The 14,204-nt window shown below is 70.1% G+C and carries 15 protein-coding genes and 2 pseudogenes; 10 read left to right on the top strand and 7 right to left on the bottom strand.

Translation table 11 applies throughout. From position 1 onward, the window contains the following. Window positions 1-207 (bottom strand): annotated as a pseudogene (locus ACFO60_RS23135) (extracellular catalytic domain type 1 short-chain-length polyhydroxyalkanoate depolymerase); the annotation flags it as partial. A 248-nt stretch (window positions 208-455) separates the two neighbouring features. Between ACFO60_RS23135 and ACFO60_RS23140 the strand changes: the two are divergent. After that, window positions 456-647 (top strand): hypothetical protein, encoded by a 192-nt coding sequence (locus tag ACFO60_RS23140; RefSeq protein ID WP_380843362.1) that lies wholly within the window; start codon window positions 456-458, stop codon window positions 645-647. On the opposite strand, the gene ACFO60_RS23145 is transcribed toward ACFO60_RS23140, so the two are convergent. After that, window positions 626-1,096: a hypothetical protein gene (locus ACFO60_RS23145; RefSeq protein WP_380843364.1), complete on the bottom strand. Its 471-nt coding sequence runs from the start codon at window positions 1,094-1,096 to the stop codon at window positions 626-628. The genes ACFO60_RS23140 and ACFO60_RS23145 overlap by 22 nt on opposite strands. Before the next feature lie 323 nt (window positions 1,097-1,419). Here ACFO60_RS23145 and ACFO60_RS23150 point away from each other — a divergent pair, with 323 nt between their 5' ends. Both ACFO60_RS23150 and ACFO60_RS23155 read left to right on the top strand, forming a co-directional pair. Beyond that, complete coding sequence (locus ACFO60_RS23150) at window positions 1,420-2,265, top strand: peptidoglycan-binding domain-containing protein (protein WP_380843366.1); 846 nt, start codon at window positions 1,420-1,422, stop codon at window positions 2,263-2,265. Window positions 2,266-2,338: 73 nt separating this feature from the next. Then, complete coding sequence (locus tag ACFO60_RS23155) at window positions 2,339-3,235, top strand: peptidase inhibitor family I36 protein (protein WP_380843368.1); 897 nt, start codon at window positions 2,339-2,341, stop codon at window positions 3,233-3,235. 99 nt (window positions 3,236-3,334) lie between these two features. Here ACFO60_RS23155 and ACFO60_RS23160 read toward each other — a convergent pair whose 3' ends face one another. The 3 genes from ACFO60_RS23160 to ACFO60_RS23170 all read right to left on the bottom strand — a co-directional run bounded on the left by ACFO60_RS23160 (window position 3,335) and on the right by ACFO60_RS23170 (window position 5,459). Continuing rightward, window positions 3,335-4,291 (bottom strand): NBR1-Ig-like domain-containing protein, encoded by a 957-nt coding sequence (locus ACFO60_RS23160; RefSeq protein ID WP_380843370.1) that lies wholly within the window; start codon window positions 4,289-4,291, stop codon window positions 3,335-3,337. A gap of 225 nt (window positions 4,292-4,516) precedes the next feature. Beyond that, window positions 4,517-4,657 (bottom strand): hypothetical protein, encoded by a 141-nt coding sequence (locus ACFO60_RS23165; protein WP_380843372.1) that lies wholly within the window; start codon window positions 4,655-4,657, stop codon window positions 4,517-4,519. Window positions 4,658-4,814: 157 nt separating this feature from the next. Next, the gene (locus tag ACFO60_RS23170; protein ID WP_380843374.1) at window positions 4,815-5,459 is read right to left on the bottom strand and encodes a TetR/AcrR family transcriptional regulator; all 645 of its coding nucleotides are present in this window, start codon (window positions 5,457-5,459) and stop codon (window positions 4,815-4,817) included. Window positions 5,460-5,592: 133 nt separating this feature from the next. Here ACFO60_RS23170 and ACFO60_RS23175 point away from each other — a divergent pair, with 133 nt between their 5' ends. Then, window positions 5,593-6,630: an aldo/keto reductase gene (locus ACFO60_RS23175; RefSeq protein WP_380843376.1), complete on the top strand. Its 1,038-nt coding sequence runs from the start codon at window positions 5,593-5,595 to the stop codon at window positions 6,628-6,630. Here ACFO60_RS23175 and ACFO60_RS23180 read toward each other — a convergent pair. Beyond that, window positions 6,568-7,698 (bottom strand): sensor histidine kinase, encoded by a 1,131-nt coding sequence (locus ACFO60_RS23180; protein WP_380843378.1) that lies wholly within the window; start codon window positions 7,696-7,698, stop codon window positions 6,568-6,570. The two genes, ACFO60_RS23175 and ACFO60_RS23180, sit on opposite strands and share 63 nt — an antisense overlap. After that, complete coding sequence (locus tag ACFO60_RS23185) at window positions 7,695-8,351, bottom strand: response regulator transcription factor (protein WP_380843380.1); 657 nt, start codon at window positions 8,349-8,351, stop codon at window positions 7,695-7,697. The genes ACFO60_RS23180 and ACFO60_RS23185 overlap by 4 nt, the downstream gene beginning before the upstream one ends. A gap of 88 nt (window positions 8,352-8,439) precedes the next feature. On the opposite strand from ACFO60_RS23185, the gene ACFO60_RS23190 reads away from it, so the two are divergent. The 6 genes and pseudogenes from ACFO60_RS23190 to ACFO60_RS23215 form a co-directional block, all read left to right on the top strand. Beyond that, window positions 8,440-8,862: a hypothetical protein gene (locus ACFO60_RS23190; protein ID WP_380843382.1), complete on the top strand. Its 423-nt coding sequence runs from the start codon at window positions 8,440-8,442 to the stop codon at window positions 8,860-8,862. Then, window positions 8,859-9,845, top strand: a complete 987-nt coding sequence (locus ACFO60_RS23195; protein ID WP_380843384.1) for a peptidoglycan-binding protein — start codon at window positions 8,859-8,861, stop codon at window positions 9,843-9,845. The genes ACFO60_RS23190 and ACFO60_RS23195 overlap by 4 nt, the downstream gene beginning before the upstream one ends. After that, complete coding sequence (locus ACFO60_RS23200; RefSeq protein ID WP_380843386.1) at window positions 9,842-10,498, top strand: ABC transporter ATP-binding protein; 657 nt, start codon at window positions 9,842-9,844, stop codon at window positions 10,496-10,498. The genes ACFO60_RS23195 and ACFO60_RS23200 overlap by 4 nt, the downstream gene beginning before the upstream one ends. Before the next feature lie 32 nt (window positions 10,499-10,530). After that, on the top strand, window positions 10,531-11,730 hold the full coding sequence (locus ACFO60_RS23205; RefSeq protein ID WP_380843388.1) for an ABC transporter permease: 1,200 nt from the start codon (window positions 10,531-10,533) through the stop codon (window positions 11,728-11,730). A gap of 191 nt (window positions 11,731-11,921) precedes the next feature. After that, on the top strand, window positions 11,922-12,284 hold the full coding sequence (locus ACFO60_RS23210) for a nuclear transport factor 2 family protein (RefSeq protein WP_380843390.1): 363 nt from the start codon (window positions 11,922-11,924) through the stop codon (window positions 12,282-12,284). 220 nt (window positions 12,285-12,504) lie between these two features. Continuing rightward, window positions 12,505-13,521 (top strand): annotated as a pseudogene (locus tag ACFO60_RS23215) (BTAD domain-containing putative transcriptional regulator); the annotation flags it as partial. Window positions 13,522-14,204: the final 683 nt, after the last annotated feature.

Consider the following 14,204-nt stretch of genomic DNA (forward strand, 5'->3'; position numbering starts at 1 on the left):
ACAGGGGTGCATGGCCAGCACGATGGCCGGGTTGGTGGGTCTGTTGTCCGGTACGTACAGATGCATGCGCAGGTTGCCGGGGTTGGCGCCGAAGTTGGTCACCTCGGTCAGCGTGGCCGCGGCGGCGGGGTGCACGAACACCAGGGCCGCGACAGCGGACAGCAGCACGGCGCAGGCGCCGCCCAGCGTTGCGATGGCTCGCTTCATCCGCTCTCCTTTGCTCGATTTCGGGTTCTTCTCTGCTCACGCGCGGCGCCGCCGACTCACGAGGCCTTGTAAGCAGCCGGTATAGAAGCGGTCTGACCCGGCGGTCAAGGCGCCGCCGGACGGGGCGTGGCGTCGCGCACCCCCGAAAAGACGCCTATCCGCTGCATATCAAGCAACTTGTTATCAAGTAGCTTGATGTAGAGGTCGCGAAACTTTCAGCCGAGGGGCCGCACGTCATCGTTCTCCTGGTGACCCCTCGCCGTACCCCTCGAACCGACCGGCCGCCCGCATCGCGCCTGAGCTATCCGGTGTACCGCCTGGAGCGTCGAATCCGGGCCCGTCTGGACGAGGCGCTCACCCGGTACGGCGTGACCACGACGGCGTACATGGCGCTCAGCGAGCTGCGCGTCGCGTCGGCTCACCCGCCGCAGGAGGAGTAGCTCTTGCTGCTGAGGTAGTCGTGGATCAGCCAGCCCTTCTCGGTCTTGCGCAGGGTCAACGTTCCCAGCCTGTTGGGGGTCTCCACCGGCTTCTCGCCCTCGGGGAGGGTCCATCCTTTGCCGCAGTATCCACTGACCTCGGCCTGGGCCCCTTTCGTTTCGAGGCCGGAGGGAACCATCTTCCGATAGGCGTCCGCATCGGTGATCCTGCCGTGGAACAGGTTGACGGCCTGTTCACAGGTGCTCATGTCGTTCTCCCGCGCGAACAACTCCTGCGCTGCCGGCGACATCAGATCGCAGGCGTCCTCGCCTTTGTCGTCGGCGACGAACGCGGTGAGTCTCGTCAATGTCTCCTGCGGCGTGTCCGCTCCCTCAGGCTCACCGCTGCCGCAGCCTGCGATGGCCAGGGAGGACAGCAGAAGGACGAGCGGCAGGCGGTACGGACGCATGTTCTTCCCATCGAATGGCCAAGTAGTGCGGTCGCGCCGACTTTACCTTTTTTGGTAGGGGCTTATCCGTCTTTTCTGCCGACATCTCCGATATGGGAAAGCGGTGTTGATGCCAATAAGTAGGTATTCAGTGGCGAAAGTGCATCAAGGGCGCTTCGTCCGGATCGGATGTTACGGATCACCTGCCAAGCGGCGCGTACGCCTGTACGGGGAGCCTGTCGAACAGGCTGACAACACGATCGTGTTGTGGACAGCGTGAGCGACCCGGAACCGTGGGCTCATCGCAGGAACCATCCCCCCAGCGCCCCGCACCAGGAGAAACGATGAAGCTGCCCGCATACGCCGCCGTCCCTGTGGCGGCCGCCCTGCTCGCTTCCTTCACCGGAGCGGCCGGGACGCCGGCGGCACGGGCGGCCGGCGCCGGCGCCCTTCCGGGCGTGGACATGGAGGCCACCGTCAAGGCGGCCCAGATCGACCCGCGGCGGTCCGACGACGAGCTGACCCCGGGCGCCAAGGCCGGCGTGCTCCTCGTCGAGCGGGCGCTGAGCGACCGGAACCTGCTCGACGCGAAGTGGGTGGACGGGTACTTCGGCACCACGACGGTCGCCGCCTTCGCGAAGTTCCAGAAGTCGCTCGGCTTCACCGGTCTCGCCGCCAACGGCCTGCCGGGCAAGGCGTCGCTCACCAGGCTCGGAGCCGACCGCTTCAGGGTCACCCACCTGATCGGCCCGGGGGCCCGGGTGTCCGCCGGCGGCTTCGTCATCGACACCCGTACGCGCGGCATGCTGGCCGAGGCGAAGCGGCTGCTCGGCCGCGGTCTCGTGTTGCTGCAGGGTTCGTACAACCCCGGCGGCGACCCCACGTCCGCAGGCACCCACGACGGCGGGGGCGTCGTGGACATCTCGGTCGAGGGGATGAACTCCGCGACCCGCACCGCGGTCGTCCGCGCGCTGCGACGTGTCGGGTTCGCCGCATGGCTGCGCAGCCCCGATCAAGCCGACTGGCCGTGGCACATCCACGCCGCCGCCATCAACGACACCGACCTCTCCAGCCAGGCCCAGCACCAGATCGGTGACTACTACCTCGGCCTGAACGGGCTCGCCGGCCGTGGCCCTGACGACGGCCCGAAGGTGACCATCCGCACCTGGGAGGAGTACCAGCGCGGCTGACCGTCCGGAACCGGGCCGCACGAACACAAGGACCATCCGAAATCCAGGCTGCACGAACACAAGGGAGAGCATCATGAGAACGCTCGACAAGATCCTTACCGCGGCGGCCGCCGCGACGGTGCTCGGCGGGACGGTGCTCGCCACCGCCTCGCCCGCCTCGGCGGCGGGCCGCGACGGCGTGTGCGAGACCGGCGAGTTCTGCTACTACTTCAACAGCGGCAACCAGGGATCGGTCTCCGACTTCACCGGATCGGCCGGCGACTACGGCACCAGGCAGCCCTCCTGCTTCGACTTCAAGGGGCCCGGCGCCGGCAAGGGCAAGTGCGTCAAGAACGCCGCCGCCTCCGTCTGGAACCGCAGCGCCAAGACCGTCCGGGTCTACTTCAACAGCAACTACGGCGGCAGCGTCTACCAGGACTTCGCGCCCGGCGCCAAGGGCGACCTCAAGGCCGGCCTGAAGAACCAGAACGCCTCGCACCAGTTCAGCCCGTCGTCGTCGGCGCGCGTCAACATGTCGCACGCGCTGTACGCCGCCGCCGGCGGCCACATCAGCTGCGGCTTCGACGGTTACGTCCACACGTCCGGCCGGCATGAGGGCATCGACATCGCCCGCAGCGTGGGCTCGGACGTCCACGCCCTGGTGAGCGGCCAGGTCATCAACCTGGCGCGCGGGCGCAACGGCAGCTCGGGGCTCTCCACGATCGCCATCTACAACGCCTCGTCGAACAAGACGATCATCTATCTGCACTCCGCCCCGCTGTCCTCCCTGCGGGTGGGCCAGCAGATCTCGCGCGGCCAGGTCATCGCCGACGAGGCGTGGCACGGGGTGTCCTCCAGCGGGGCCGCGCACACCCACGTCGAGATGCGCCCTGGACGGCAGAAGCTCGCCGCCAAGAGCGTCGGCGACTCGACTCTGAGCAACCCGAACCCGAACTCGTTCTGGGCCTCCCAGGGCTACAACGTCCGCTAGCACGTCGCGGCCTTCGATGGATCATGCTCGACTCCCGAGACCCCGCAGAGCCGTCCATCCCTGGTTCCCCGCCGTGTGACGCGCGGCGGGGAACGGGCGTCATTCGACGATGACCTGGAAGTTCAGCGGCCTGCCTCCGGGGAACGCGACCTGTCCAGAACCGTCCATCATCTTGAACCGCACGTAGCACAAGCCCGGGTTCCTCGGCGTGGTGATCTCGGTCCGGATGTCGACGATCTCTCCGGGGCGCGCGTCCCTGATCGGTACGTCGGAGATGGTCTGGCATTGGTCAGGCCGCTGCGGGAGGTCGAGGCGATGCAGCGAATAGCCCTCCCACGGCACGGTGCCGGCGTTCTTGAGCCGCCATACCTTGGTCTTGGTCTGGCCGGGGCCGACGTGCGTGCAGTCGGGCAGCGTGATGTCCGCGATGAACCTCGCCGAATCACCCTTGTGCGCGGGCGGGGCCCACGGCGGGTTGGTCGCACGCACCGGGCAGTCCGCTGCCGACGGCGCGGTCGCCGCTGGGCCGCCGGACACGTTCGGGCCGCGCCCGTCGGTCCCGGAGCCGCGATTGACGACGGTCACGATGAGGACCGCCGTCCCCACGCCGACGGCCGTTGTCGCGAGGACGGCCGCAACCGGGCGGGTCAGCCGGGATCGCCCTCGGCCCCGCGGCACGGGGAGGACCGGCCGGTCGCCGCCCGCGATCTCGCCGGGCGGTGGCGGCGGCGTGGACCCGGACTCCGGGGTCGCACCGGCCGGCCGTGGCGCCTGCGGCCCGATGGCGAGATGCACGGCACGGCCTCTCGCGGCGCCTGTGGCGGAGACGGCTCGGCCTTCCGCGGCGCCTGTGGCGGAGGTCGCGAGTTCACCCGGCGGACGGGCCGCCAGGGTGCCCGCGCGGATCGAGGGATCCCCGGCGCTCGCCGATCTGACCGCCAGGTTCGCCCTCTCCCAGCGTTCGCGGTACGCGGCCGGGTCGGCGCCGCAGGCCTTGACGAACTCGACGGTGGTCTCCCAGCTCGGGAGCCGGTTGCCCTTTGTCGCTTCGTGCAATGTCGTGTGGGAGATCGCCCCCGATCGGCCGGACATCTCCCGAAAAGGTGGGTTGCCGACCGCTTTGCGAAGCTCTCGCAGTGCCGTCGCGAAGTCCTCAATCGTCTCCGCCCGTGCAAGCATGTCGTCCACCGGGTGAAGCTAACAGCGCCCACGGTATTCACTCAAGCTCTGACCAAGAGCGGCGGGCGAAATGGGCGAGCATAGGTGCCTTTTCTGGAGAGTTCACGTCCCCATCGCCATGAAGCCCGGCCCGTTTTCGCCGCTGCGGACCGGCCAGTCGTAGATCATTTTCCTGTGCATCTTCGCGACCGTGGATTCCGTCGCGTGATCATGTGCTTCGGTCGCGGTGGAAGAGTCATTCACCCATCCGCCACGAATCAGACCAGGGCTTCGAGTCCTCTCGGTCGCGCCGGTTAGAAGCCTTTCACCAGGGAAAGTCCGGGCCGGGCCTTTGTCCGTCCGGATAATCTCCCGATCTTGCCGGCGCGCCTGCCGGCAGGGCCCCGCGGCCGGCGGGTGATCAACCGTCCCGGGCCGTGTCGGCGCCGTGGCGCAGCCCGTCGATGAGGAGCGCGACCATGCGCTGGCTGTACGCGACCCCCTCCTCGGCCGCGGGCAGGCTCAGGTTGGCGACGGCGTACAGCAGGTCCCTGGGGCTGATGCCGGCACGAATCTCGCCGCTGGCCCGCGCGGCTTCGAGCAGTGACCCGAGGGTGGGCCCGAGTCGCTGCATGAAGTAGCCGGGCAGGGCGTCGAACGCCGGATCGCCCGAGTGGAGGGCTGTGGCGAGTCCTCGTTTGGTCGCGAGAAAGTCGGTGTACCGGTGGAGCCACTTCGCCAGTGCCACTGCCGGCTCGTGCGCCGCGGTCAACGCCGGGGCCGCGTCGGCGCAGGCGTCCACCTCACGCTGGAACACGGCCTTGACCAGGTCTGAGCGCTGCGGGAAGTGCCGGTACAGCGTTCCGACGCCGACCCCGGCCAGATCGGCGATCTCTTTCGCGGGCGCGTCGACGCCCGACGTGCCGAAGACGGCCTTCGCCGCTTCGAGCAAGGAGTCGACGTTGCGTTGCGCGTCGGCGCGCAGCCGGCGCGGCGCGCGTTCGCCTGTGCCCGGACCCGCGAAGCCGGTCGAGCCGGCTCCGGCCGGCGCCGTGTTCTCGGTCACGACACTCCTTCGCTTGCATAACCGGAAAGCCTTTCCGTATAGTTCTGGAAAGGCGTTCCGCTTCGGTCTCAGGGTACGCCATCCGGACGAGCGCTCACCCTCGTTCCGACCACGAGCTCAGGAGAAGAACCGCATGCGGTACCGCACTCTCGGCCGGACCGGCATCAAGGTCAGCCCCTACGCGCTCGGCGCGATGATGTTCGGGGCCATCGGCAACCCCGACCACGACGACTCGATCCGCATCATCCACAAGGCCCTGGACGCGGGGATCAACTTCGTCGACACCGCCGATGCGTACTCCCGCGGCGAGTCGGAGGAGATCGTGGGAAAGGCGATCAGGGGGCGTCGCGACGATGTCGTCCTCGCGACCAAGCTGCATCATCCGATGGGTGACGATCCCAATCAGCGGGGCAACTCGAGGCGCTGGATCATGACCGCGGTCGAGAATTCGCTGCGTCGCTTGCGGACCGACCACATCGACCTCTACCAGATTCACCGGCCGGACCCCGACACCGACATCGAGGAGACGCTGTCCGCGCTCTCGGATCTGATCCGCAGTGGAAAAGTCCGGGTGATCGGGTCGTCCGCGATGCCCGCCTCCGAGATCGTCGAAGCCCAGTGGGTGGCCGAGCGGCGCGGCCTGGAACGGTTCCGCACCGAACAACCGACCTACTCGATCCTCAACCGCGGCATCGAGACCGAAGTGCTGCCCGTCGCCCAGCGCTACGGAATGGGCACGCTGGTGTGGAGCCCGCTCGCGAAAGGAATGCTCACCGGCCGCATCCGCAAGGGCCGGCAGACCGACCTCCGCCGCGCCACCCTGTTCACGAGCTTCGGTGACGAGCGGCGACTCGACGCCGTCGAACGGCTCGTTCCGCTCGCCGAAAAGGCGGGCCTGCCGATGACGCACCTTGCGATGGCGTTCGCGATCGCCCATCCCGGCGTCTCCAGCGCGATCATCGGGCCGCGCACGATGGAGCAGCTCGACGACCTGCTCGCCGGCGTCGACGTCACGCTCACCGACGAGATCCTCGACCTGATCGACGAGATCGTCCCACCCGGCGCCGACGTCGGCGTGCCCGACCAGTCCGCCTACCTGCCTCCGGCCCTAGGGCGCCCCGACCTCCGCCGCCGGCCCGCCGGCGAGCGCGCCGCCTCCTCCCCGCAATAGGCTCGGGCCCGCGGATCTTGGGAGGCGGCAGCGGACGATCAGGCCGCCGCCCGGATTCGGTCGTGCCGTCACGGTCATCGCGTGGGCTCTCGCGATCGACGCGACGATGGAAAGGCCCAGGCCGGCGCCGTCGGCGCTTCGCGTGCGGTCGGGCGCCATACGGCGGAAGGGCTCGAACAGCTCGGGGATGCGGTCCGCCGGGACCTCCGGACCGGTATTGGACACGACCAGCCCGTCATCCGGTGTCACCTGTACTTCCACGCTTCCGTCGGGCACGTTGTGCCGGACCCCGTTTTCCACCAGGTTGGTCACCAGCTGGGTGAGCAGCACGGGGTCCCCCGGCACGGCGGTGGGCCGGGACCGCAGCGTGACCCTGGGGAAGCCGGCCACGACGTCCGCGGCGACCAGGTCGAACCGCACGGTCTCGACCTCGTCGAGGCCGTGGTCGCCGCGTGCCAGCACCAGCAGTCCGTCGATCAGGCGCTCCGTCCGCCGGTTGGCCTCCAGCAGCTCCGCTCTGAAGCGCTCGATGCGGTCGGGTGTCGGGTCGGCCAGGCCGATCTGGATGGCCGCCCGCTGAATGGCGAGCGGCGTCCGCAGCTCATGCGAGGCGTTCGCGACGAACCTGCTCTGTGCGGTCACCGCGCGTTCGAGGCGGTCGAGCATGGCGTCGAAGGTGTCGGCCAGCTCTTTCAACTCGTCCTTCGGTCCCTTGAGCGCGATCCGTTCGTCCAGGTTCGTCAGCGACAACCGCCGGGCGGTCGCGGTGATCCGCCCCAGCGGACGTAGTGTGCGCCCGGCCAGCCACCACCCGGCCCAGAGCGAGACGCCGATCAGCGCGACCCCCGCGACCACCGTGACGACCGAGGTGCCGTCATCGATCCTGGTGACGTGCCGCACGACGACGGGTGTGCCGTCGGGGGCGAAATGGACGGCGGCCGATGCGGTCTGCGACTGGCGCACGACGGCGCCGTAGGTGAAGAAGACGTTGACGGCGGCCAGCACGGCCATGGACGTGGCGATGAACAGGACGCTGTAGAGCGCGGCGAGCCGGACCCTGAGCGTCATGACAGGCGGTATCCGCTGCCGGCGACCGTCTCGATGACCGGAGGGTCGCCCAGCTTGGCGCGCAGCTTGCTCATGGTGACCCGGACGACCCCGCTGAACGGGTCGATGTGCTCGTCCCAGGCGCGCTCCAGCAGTTCCTCCGCGCTCACGATCGTGCCGTCCGCCCGCATGAGGACCTCCAGCAGGGCGAACTCCTTGCGCGACAGCGCCAGATAGCGGCCGCTCCGGAACGCCTGCATGCGCGGGGTGTCAAGGACGATGTCCCCGTGGGTCAGCAGTGGCGGGACGGGCGCCTGGCTGCGGCGTCCGAGTGCCTGCACCCGTGCCACGAGCTCCTCGTAGTCGAACGGCTTGGGCAGGTAGTCGTCGGCGCCGAGGCCGAGCCCGGCGACCCGCTCGCGTACCGACGCCGCCGCCGTCAGCATCAGGATTCTCGTACGGGCGCCCGCTTGCGCGAGGTCACGGCAGATGGCGTCGCCAGGCGTCCCGGGTAGGTCGCGGTCCAGGACGAGCACGTCGTAGTCGTTGACGCTCAGCCGTTCGGCCGCCGTCGTGCCGTCGTAGGCGACGTCGACCGCCATCGCGTACCTGCGCAGCCCTTCGGCGACCAGGTCCGCGAGAGCCTTCTCGTCTTCGGCCACAAGCACACGCATGACCCAAGTCCTACCCGATCAGGGGTTACCTGGACGTTAATGGGCGCGGAGACGGCCGCGAAACGTCCCCTCCGCGATCGTCTGCCGTATGAGAAGACTCGTCATCGCCCTGGCGTTCCTGGTCGCGGGATGCGGCGCCATCCCGGGCCTCGGCGCCGACGGCGAGCAGCACGACCAGCTCGTCAAGTACGCCCAGTGCCTCCGCGGGCAGGGAGTCAACGCGACCGACCCGCCGCCCGGCGAGAACAGCTTCAACCTGGACGCCCGTGGCCTGCCCAGGGACAAGGTCGAAGCCGCGCTGAAGACCTGCAAGCAGTACGCCCCGAAGCAGGAACCCCCGAGCGCGGAGGACCTCGACAGGATGCGCAAGACGGCCGCCTGCCTGCGCAGGAACGGCATCGAGGCCTCCGACCCGACGGCGGCCGAGCCGGGGATCAAAGTAGGCCGGCCGAAGGACGGCAAGAACGTCGACGCCATCATGGCCGCCTGCCGGAAAGAGGTGGGGGAGTGAGACGGCTGATCGCCGTCGCGCTCGTGCTGACCGCCTGCACTCCGACACAGGCGGCCACGCCGTCGTTCCCCACCACACCCGTGGTGCGTACGGACCTGGTCAGCAGGACCAACGTGGACGGCGCGCTCGGCTACGCCGGCAGCAGGACCGTGGCCGGCGGCTCGGGGATCGTGACGTGGCTGCCCGCGGACGGCCGGATCATCAGGCGCGGCAAGCGGGTCTATGCGGCCGACGGGCGCACCGTTCCGCTCATCTACGGACGGACCCCGCTGTGGCGCACACTGTCGGCCGGCATGCGCGGCCGGGATGTGCGGGTGGTCGAGCGGAATCTCGCCGCCCTGGGCCACTCGCTGGACGTGGACGACCGGTTCACCTGGGCGACGGCACAGGCGGTCAGGGCATGGCAGCGCCACCTCGGCCGGCCCCAGACCGGCACGCTCACCCCGTCGGACGTCGTCGTCGAACCCGGCCCGATCAGGGTCGCCTCACGTACCGCACGGCTCGGCGGGCCCGCGTCGGGCCCGCTGCTCACCGTCACCGGCCTGAGACGTCAGGTCGTCGTCGACATTCCCGTCGACCAGCAGCAACTCGCGGTCAAAGGCGGAAAGGTCACCATCACGCTTCCCGGCGGAAAGACCACGACGGGGCACGTCACGAGCATCGGCACCATCGCGAAGGCGGCGACCGGCGGCCAGACCGGGCAGGGCACCGAGACGGCCACCATCGCCGTCACGATCACCCTGGACCGCCCGAAGGCCGCAGGACGTCTCGTCGCGGCGCCTGTCACCGCCGGGTTCGCCGGCGCCGTTCACAAGCGCGTGCTCGCCGTCCCCGTCGAGGCCCTGCTCGGGCAGGCGGACGGCACGTTCGCGGTCAACGTGGGGGGAAGGCTCGTCCCGGTCGAGATCGGCCTGTTCGCCGGAGGGCTCGTGGAGGTCACGGGAGTGGCCGAGGGCACGCCGGTCCAGGTGCCCAGGCCATGAGCGTGATCGAGCTGGAGCACGCGTCCAAGACGTATCCGGGCGGGGTGCGGGCCCTGTGGGACGCGACGCTGACGATCGGCCCCGGGGAGCTGGTGGCCGTCTGCGGGCCGTCCGGGTCGGGCAAGTCCACCATGCTGAACCTGATGGGGACGCTCGACCGGCCGAGCGAGGGGCGCGTCAAGCTGCTCGGCCACGACATGGCAACGCTGTCCGACCGGCGGCTGTCGGCGGTGAGGGCGCACTGGATCGGGTTCGTCTTCCAGCAGTTCTTCCTCACCGCTCACCTGACGGCCGCGGAGAACGTGGCCACCAGGCTGCTCTACCTGGGCGTCCCCGCCCGCGGCCGCATCATGGCCGCGCACGAGGCGCTCGAACGCGTCGGGCTCGGCGATCGGCTCACCCACCGCCCCCACGAGCTGTCGGGCGGCGAACGCCAGCGGGTGGCCATCGCCCGCGCCCTGGTCGCCCGGCCGATGGTGCTGTTCGCCGACGAACCCACCGGCAACCTGGACACGGCCTCCGGCGCCGGCATCGTCGACATCCTGTGGAAACTGCACGAGGAGGGCACCACCGTCGTGGTCATCACCCACAACACCGACCTGGCCGAGGCGCTCCCACGCCGCGTGGACCTCCTGGACGGAAGGCTCCTGTGACCCCCGCGACTCCGGCGACTCCCGTGACCTCCGTGGCCTCCGTGATTCCCGCGCCGGCCCGGCTGAGCGCGTGGGACCTGGTCGCCGTCGGGCTGGCCGGGCTGCGGGCACGCCGGGGCAGGGCCGTGCTGTCGGCCCTAGGAGTGGCCATCGGCATCGCGTCGATGGTCGCCATGATGGGGATCAGCACGGTCAGCGGCGCCGGTCTCCAGGAGCAACTCGCCCGTGTCGGGACGAACGTGCTGACCGTGGCGCCGGGACATTCGATCAGCGGGACGGAGGCGTCACTGCCCCTCGAATCGGTCGCCCGCGTCTCCCACATCCCCGGTGTGATCGGCGCCAGCGCCATCGCGTACGTGGAAGGGGCGACCGCCCGCCGCACCAAGCTGATCGACCCGGCGATCACCAACGGCGTGGGAGTCGCCGCCGCGCGGCTGGACCTCCTCGCGACGCTGAAGGGGACGGTCAGGTCGGGCACGTTCCTCAACGAGGCCACCGCCCGGTACCCGGTCGTCGTCCTGGGCACGTACGCCGCCGACCGGCTCGGCATCGACCGGACCGGGCGGCAGATCTACATCGCGGGCCGGTGGATGCCGGTCATCGGCATACTCGACCCGCTTCCGCTCGCCCCCGACCTCGACAACGCCGCGCTCGTCGGCTGGCCGTACGCGGAGAGGGAACTCGGTTTCGACGGCCACCCCACCATCGTGTACGAACGGTCGGCCGACGACCGCGTCACCACGATCGCGAAGATGCTCGCCGCGACCGCCGACCCCGAACATCCCGACCAGGTCCAGGTCAGCCGCCCGTCCGACGCTCTCACCGCGGAACTGGCCGCGCGTGCGGCCTTCAACGCCCTCTTCTTCGGACTCGGCGCGGTCGCCCTCCTCGTCGGCGGCATCGGCATAGCCAACGTCATGGTCATCTCGGTGCTGGAACGACGCCAGGAGATCGGCCTGCGCCGCTCCCTCGGGGCGACGCGAGGGCAGATCCGTCTGCAGTTCGTGGTCGAAGCGGTGGCCCTGTCCCTGTGCGGAGGCATCACGGGGACCATCATCGGCCTGGCCGCGAGCCTGCTCTTCGCCGTCGCCCAAGGCTGGCCCCTCGCCTTTCCCGCCCAGGTCGTCACCATCGGTGTCACCGCGGCCGTGCTGGTCGGCATCGTCTCCGGCCTCTACCCGGCCCGCCGCGCCGCCGCCCTCACTCCGACCGAAGCCCTGGCGACGGGATGAACCAGCTCTCGTGCCCTGGGTGGCGGCCGGCTCCGCCGCCGGGCGAGACGAGGACGGCCCGCACGATCGCGGTGACGCGGCGCGGGCGATGGCGCGGAGCGACGAGATCCCCACCTTCGGGATAGTTGTACGCCGTCCTTGGCCCCGTATCGTCCCCACCAGTGATCCCGGCTGTGCGAGGAAGGATCGGCATGACCGACGATGTGGTGCGGCGGGTTTTCCGGTCGGCCGATTCGTTCGACCCTGAGGAGTTCGCGCGATTGCTGGCCGAGGACGCCACGTTGGTGTTCGGCAACGCCGAGCCGCTGGCAGGACGTGAGGCCATCGTCGCCGGGTTGGGGGCGTTCTTCGCCACCATCGGCGGCCTGCGGCATCGAATCGTCAGGCACTGGCAGGTGGACGCCGACATCATCGCCGAGACCGAGGTGACCTATCGGCGGCTGGACGGCAAGGACGTCAGCGTCGTGGCCGTGTCGATCTGGCGCACCCGCGACGACGGCCTGGTCTCGGACTACCGCATATTCGTCGACCTCGCACCCGTGTACGCGGTCTGAGGCTCCAGCGGGACCATGCCGATGGGCGCGGCCTGTCGTTCCTCTGTGCGTCTCAGATCGCCTTGGTCCACTCGGCGGGATACGCGCCTCATGCTCGTTGAAGGTGACTCGTCCGTAAGCTGAGAGTGTGTCCCCCGCACTGGTCCTGCTCGACGGCGTGCGCTGGCAGGGTGTGCGCGTTACCGGCGATCGCGCCCGAACCCTGCTGGCGGTGCTCGCCATGCACGGCCGGGCAGGGGTCAGCGACGAGCGCCTGGTCGACGAGTTGTGGCCCGACGAGGCGCCGGCCAACCCGACGAAGGCGCTGCAGGTGGTCGTCTCGCGCACCAGGGCGGCCACCCGCGCCGACATCGTGGTGCGCCTCCCGCGTGGTTACCGGCTCGGGCTGCCCGCCGGCCAGGTGGACGCGCTGCTGCTCGGCGCGCTGGTGGAGCAGGCGCGCGCCGCGCTGGGCGAAGACGACATAGCGCTCGCGCGCCGCCGGGCCGAAGAGGCCATGGGTCTGGTGGCCGGCGGCCTGGATGACGCCACCGGCCCCCTCGCCGAGCTGAGGGACGTCGCCGCGGGGTGGGTGGCCGAGGCGCGGCGGGTGGCGGCGATCGCGCAGGGCCGGGGCGGCGCTCACGAGAGCGCGCTGCCGCTGCTGGAGGAGGCCGCGGCCGATCGGCCCTACGACGAGGAGCTGCTCGCCTGCCTGCTGCGCAGCGAGGCCGCCGTACGAGGCGCCGCCGCCTCCCTGGAGCGCTACGAGCGTTATCGCACGGGTCTTGCCGCGCGGCTCGGCACCGCGCCAGGGCCTGAGCTCACCCGCGTGTACGCCGAACTCCTCGTCGCCGATCGGCCGGTGCGTGAGGGCATCCTGTTCGACGGTTCCTCGCTGCTCGGCCGCGACGGCGACATCCGTGCGGTACACGCCCTGTTACGGACCAACCGGGTGGTCTCCATCATCGGCCCCGGCGGGCTGGGCAAGACGCGGCTGGCCCATGTCGTCGGCAGGAACGCGGCGCAGCCCGTCGCTCACTTCGTCGAGCTGGTCGGCGTCTCCTCCCCTGAGGGTGTGGTGGCCGAGGTGGGCTCGGCGCTCGGGGTCCGGGACTCGGTCAGCGGGCGTCGTGTCCTGACCGTCGAGCAGCGCTCCGACGTCCGCGCCCGTATCGCCCAGCATCTCGACCAGGTTCCGGCGCTGCTCATCCTGGACAACTGCGAGCACCTGATCGACGCCGTCGCCGATCTGGTGGCGTTCCTTACCGTGACGACCCGCGACCTGCGGGTGCTGATCACCTCGCGCGCCCCCTTGTCGATCCCCGCCGAACGCGTCTATCTGCTCGGCGAGCTGCCCAAGGACGACGCGGTGGAGCTGTTCCTCCAGCGCGCCACGGCCGCCCGCCCAGGTGCGCGTATCGGCGAGGGGGCGGTCGAAGAGGTCGTCGCCCGCCTCGACGGCCTGCCGCTCGCGATCGAGCTGGCCGCGGCCAAGGTGCGGGTGATGTCGGTCGAGGAGATCGCGCGGCGCCTGGCGGACCGGTTCGCTTTGCTGCGCGGCGGAAACCGTACGGCCCCCGACCGGCACCAGACGCTGCTCGCGGTCATCGACTGGTCGTGGAACCTGCTGGACGAGCCGGAACGGCGGGCGATTCGGTGGTTGTCGCTGTTCGGCGACGGTTTCACGCTGGCCGCGGCCGAGCACGTCCTCGGTCCGGACGCCCTGCACGTCGTGGACATGCTGACCGAGCAGTCGATGCTGAGCGCCCGCGAGACGACGTACGGCCTCCGCTACCGGATGCTGGAGACCGTCAGGGAGTTCGGGCGGATGCGGCTGAAGGAGGCCGGCGAGGAGGAACCCGCCCGGTCGGCGCAGCTCGCCTGGGCGACGGCGTACGCCCATGAACACGCCTTGGGGCTGTTCAGCCCGGCGCAGTA

Source organism: Sphaerisporangium dianthi (assembly GCF_042654065.1).
Classification (GTDB): Bacteria; Actinomycetota; Actinomycetes; order Streptosporangiales; family Streptosporangiaceae; genus Sphaerisporangium; species Sphaerisporangium dianthi.

Coding starts and splice junctions, on each gene's coding strand:
- ACFO60_RS23150 (WP_380843366.1), top strand. CDS start 1,420: ATGAAGCTGCCCGCATACGCCGCCGTCCCTGTGGCGGCCGCCCTGCTC.
- ACFO60_RS23210 (WP_380843390.1), top strand. CDS start 11,922: ATGACCGACGATGTGGTGCGGCGGGTTTTCCGGTCGGCCGATTCGTTC.
- ACFO60_RS23190 (WP_380843382.1), top strand. CDS start 8,440: ATGAGAAGACTCGTCATCGCCCTGGCGTTCCTGGTCGCGGGATGCGGC.
- ACFO60_RS23200 (WP_380843386.1), top strand. CDS start 9,842: ATGAGCGTGATCGAGCTGGAGCACGCGTCCAAGACGTATCCGGGCGGG.
- ACFO60_RS23180 (WP_380843378.1), bottom strand. CDS start 7,698: ATGACGCTCAGGGTCCGGCTCGCCGCGCTCTACAGCGTCCTGTTCATC.
- ACFO60_RS23175 (WP_380843376.1), top strand. CDS start 5,593: ATGCGGTACCGCACTCTCGGCCGGACCGGCATCAAGGTCAGCCCCTAC.
- ACFO60_RS23145 (WP_380843364.1), bottom strand. CDS start 1,096: ATGCGTCCGTACCGCCTGCCGCTCGTCCTTCTGCTGTCCTCCCTGGCC.
- ACFO60_RS23185 (WP_380843380.1), bottom strand. CDS start 8,351: ATGCGTGTGCTTGTGGCCGAAGACGAGAAGGCTCTCGCGGACCTGGTC.
- ACFO60_RS23155 (WP_380843368.1), top strand. CDS start 2,339: ATGAGAACGCTCGACAAGATCCTTACCGCGGCGGCCGCCGCGACGGTG.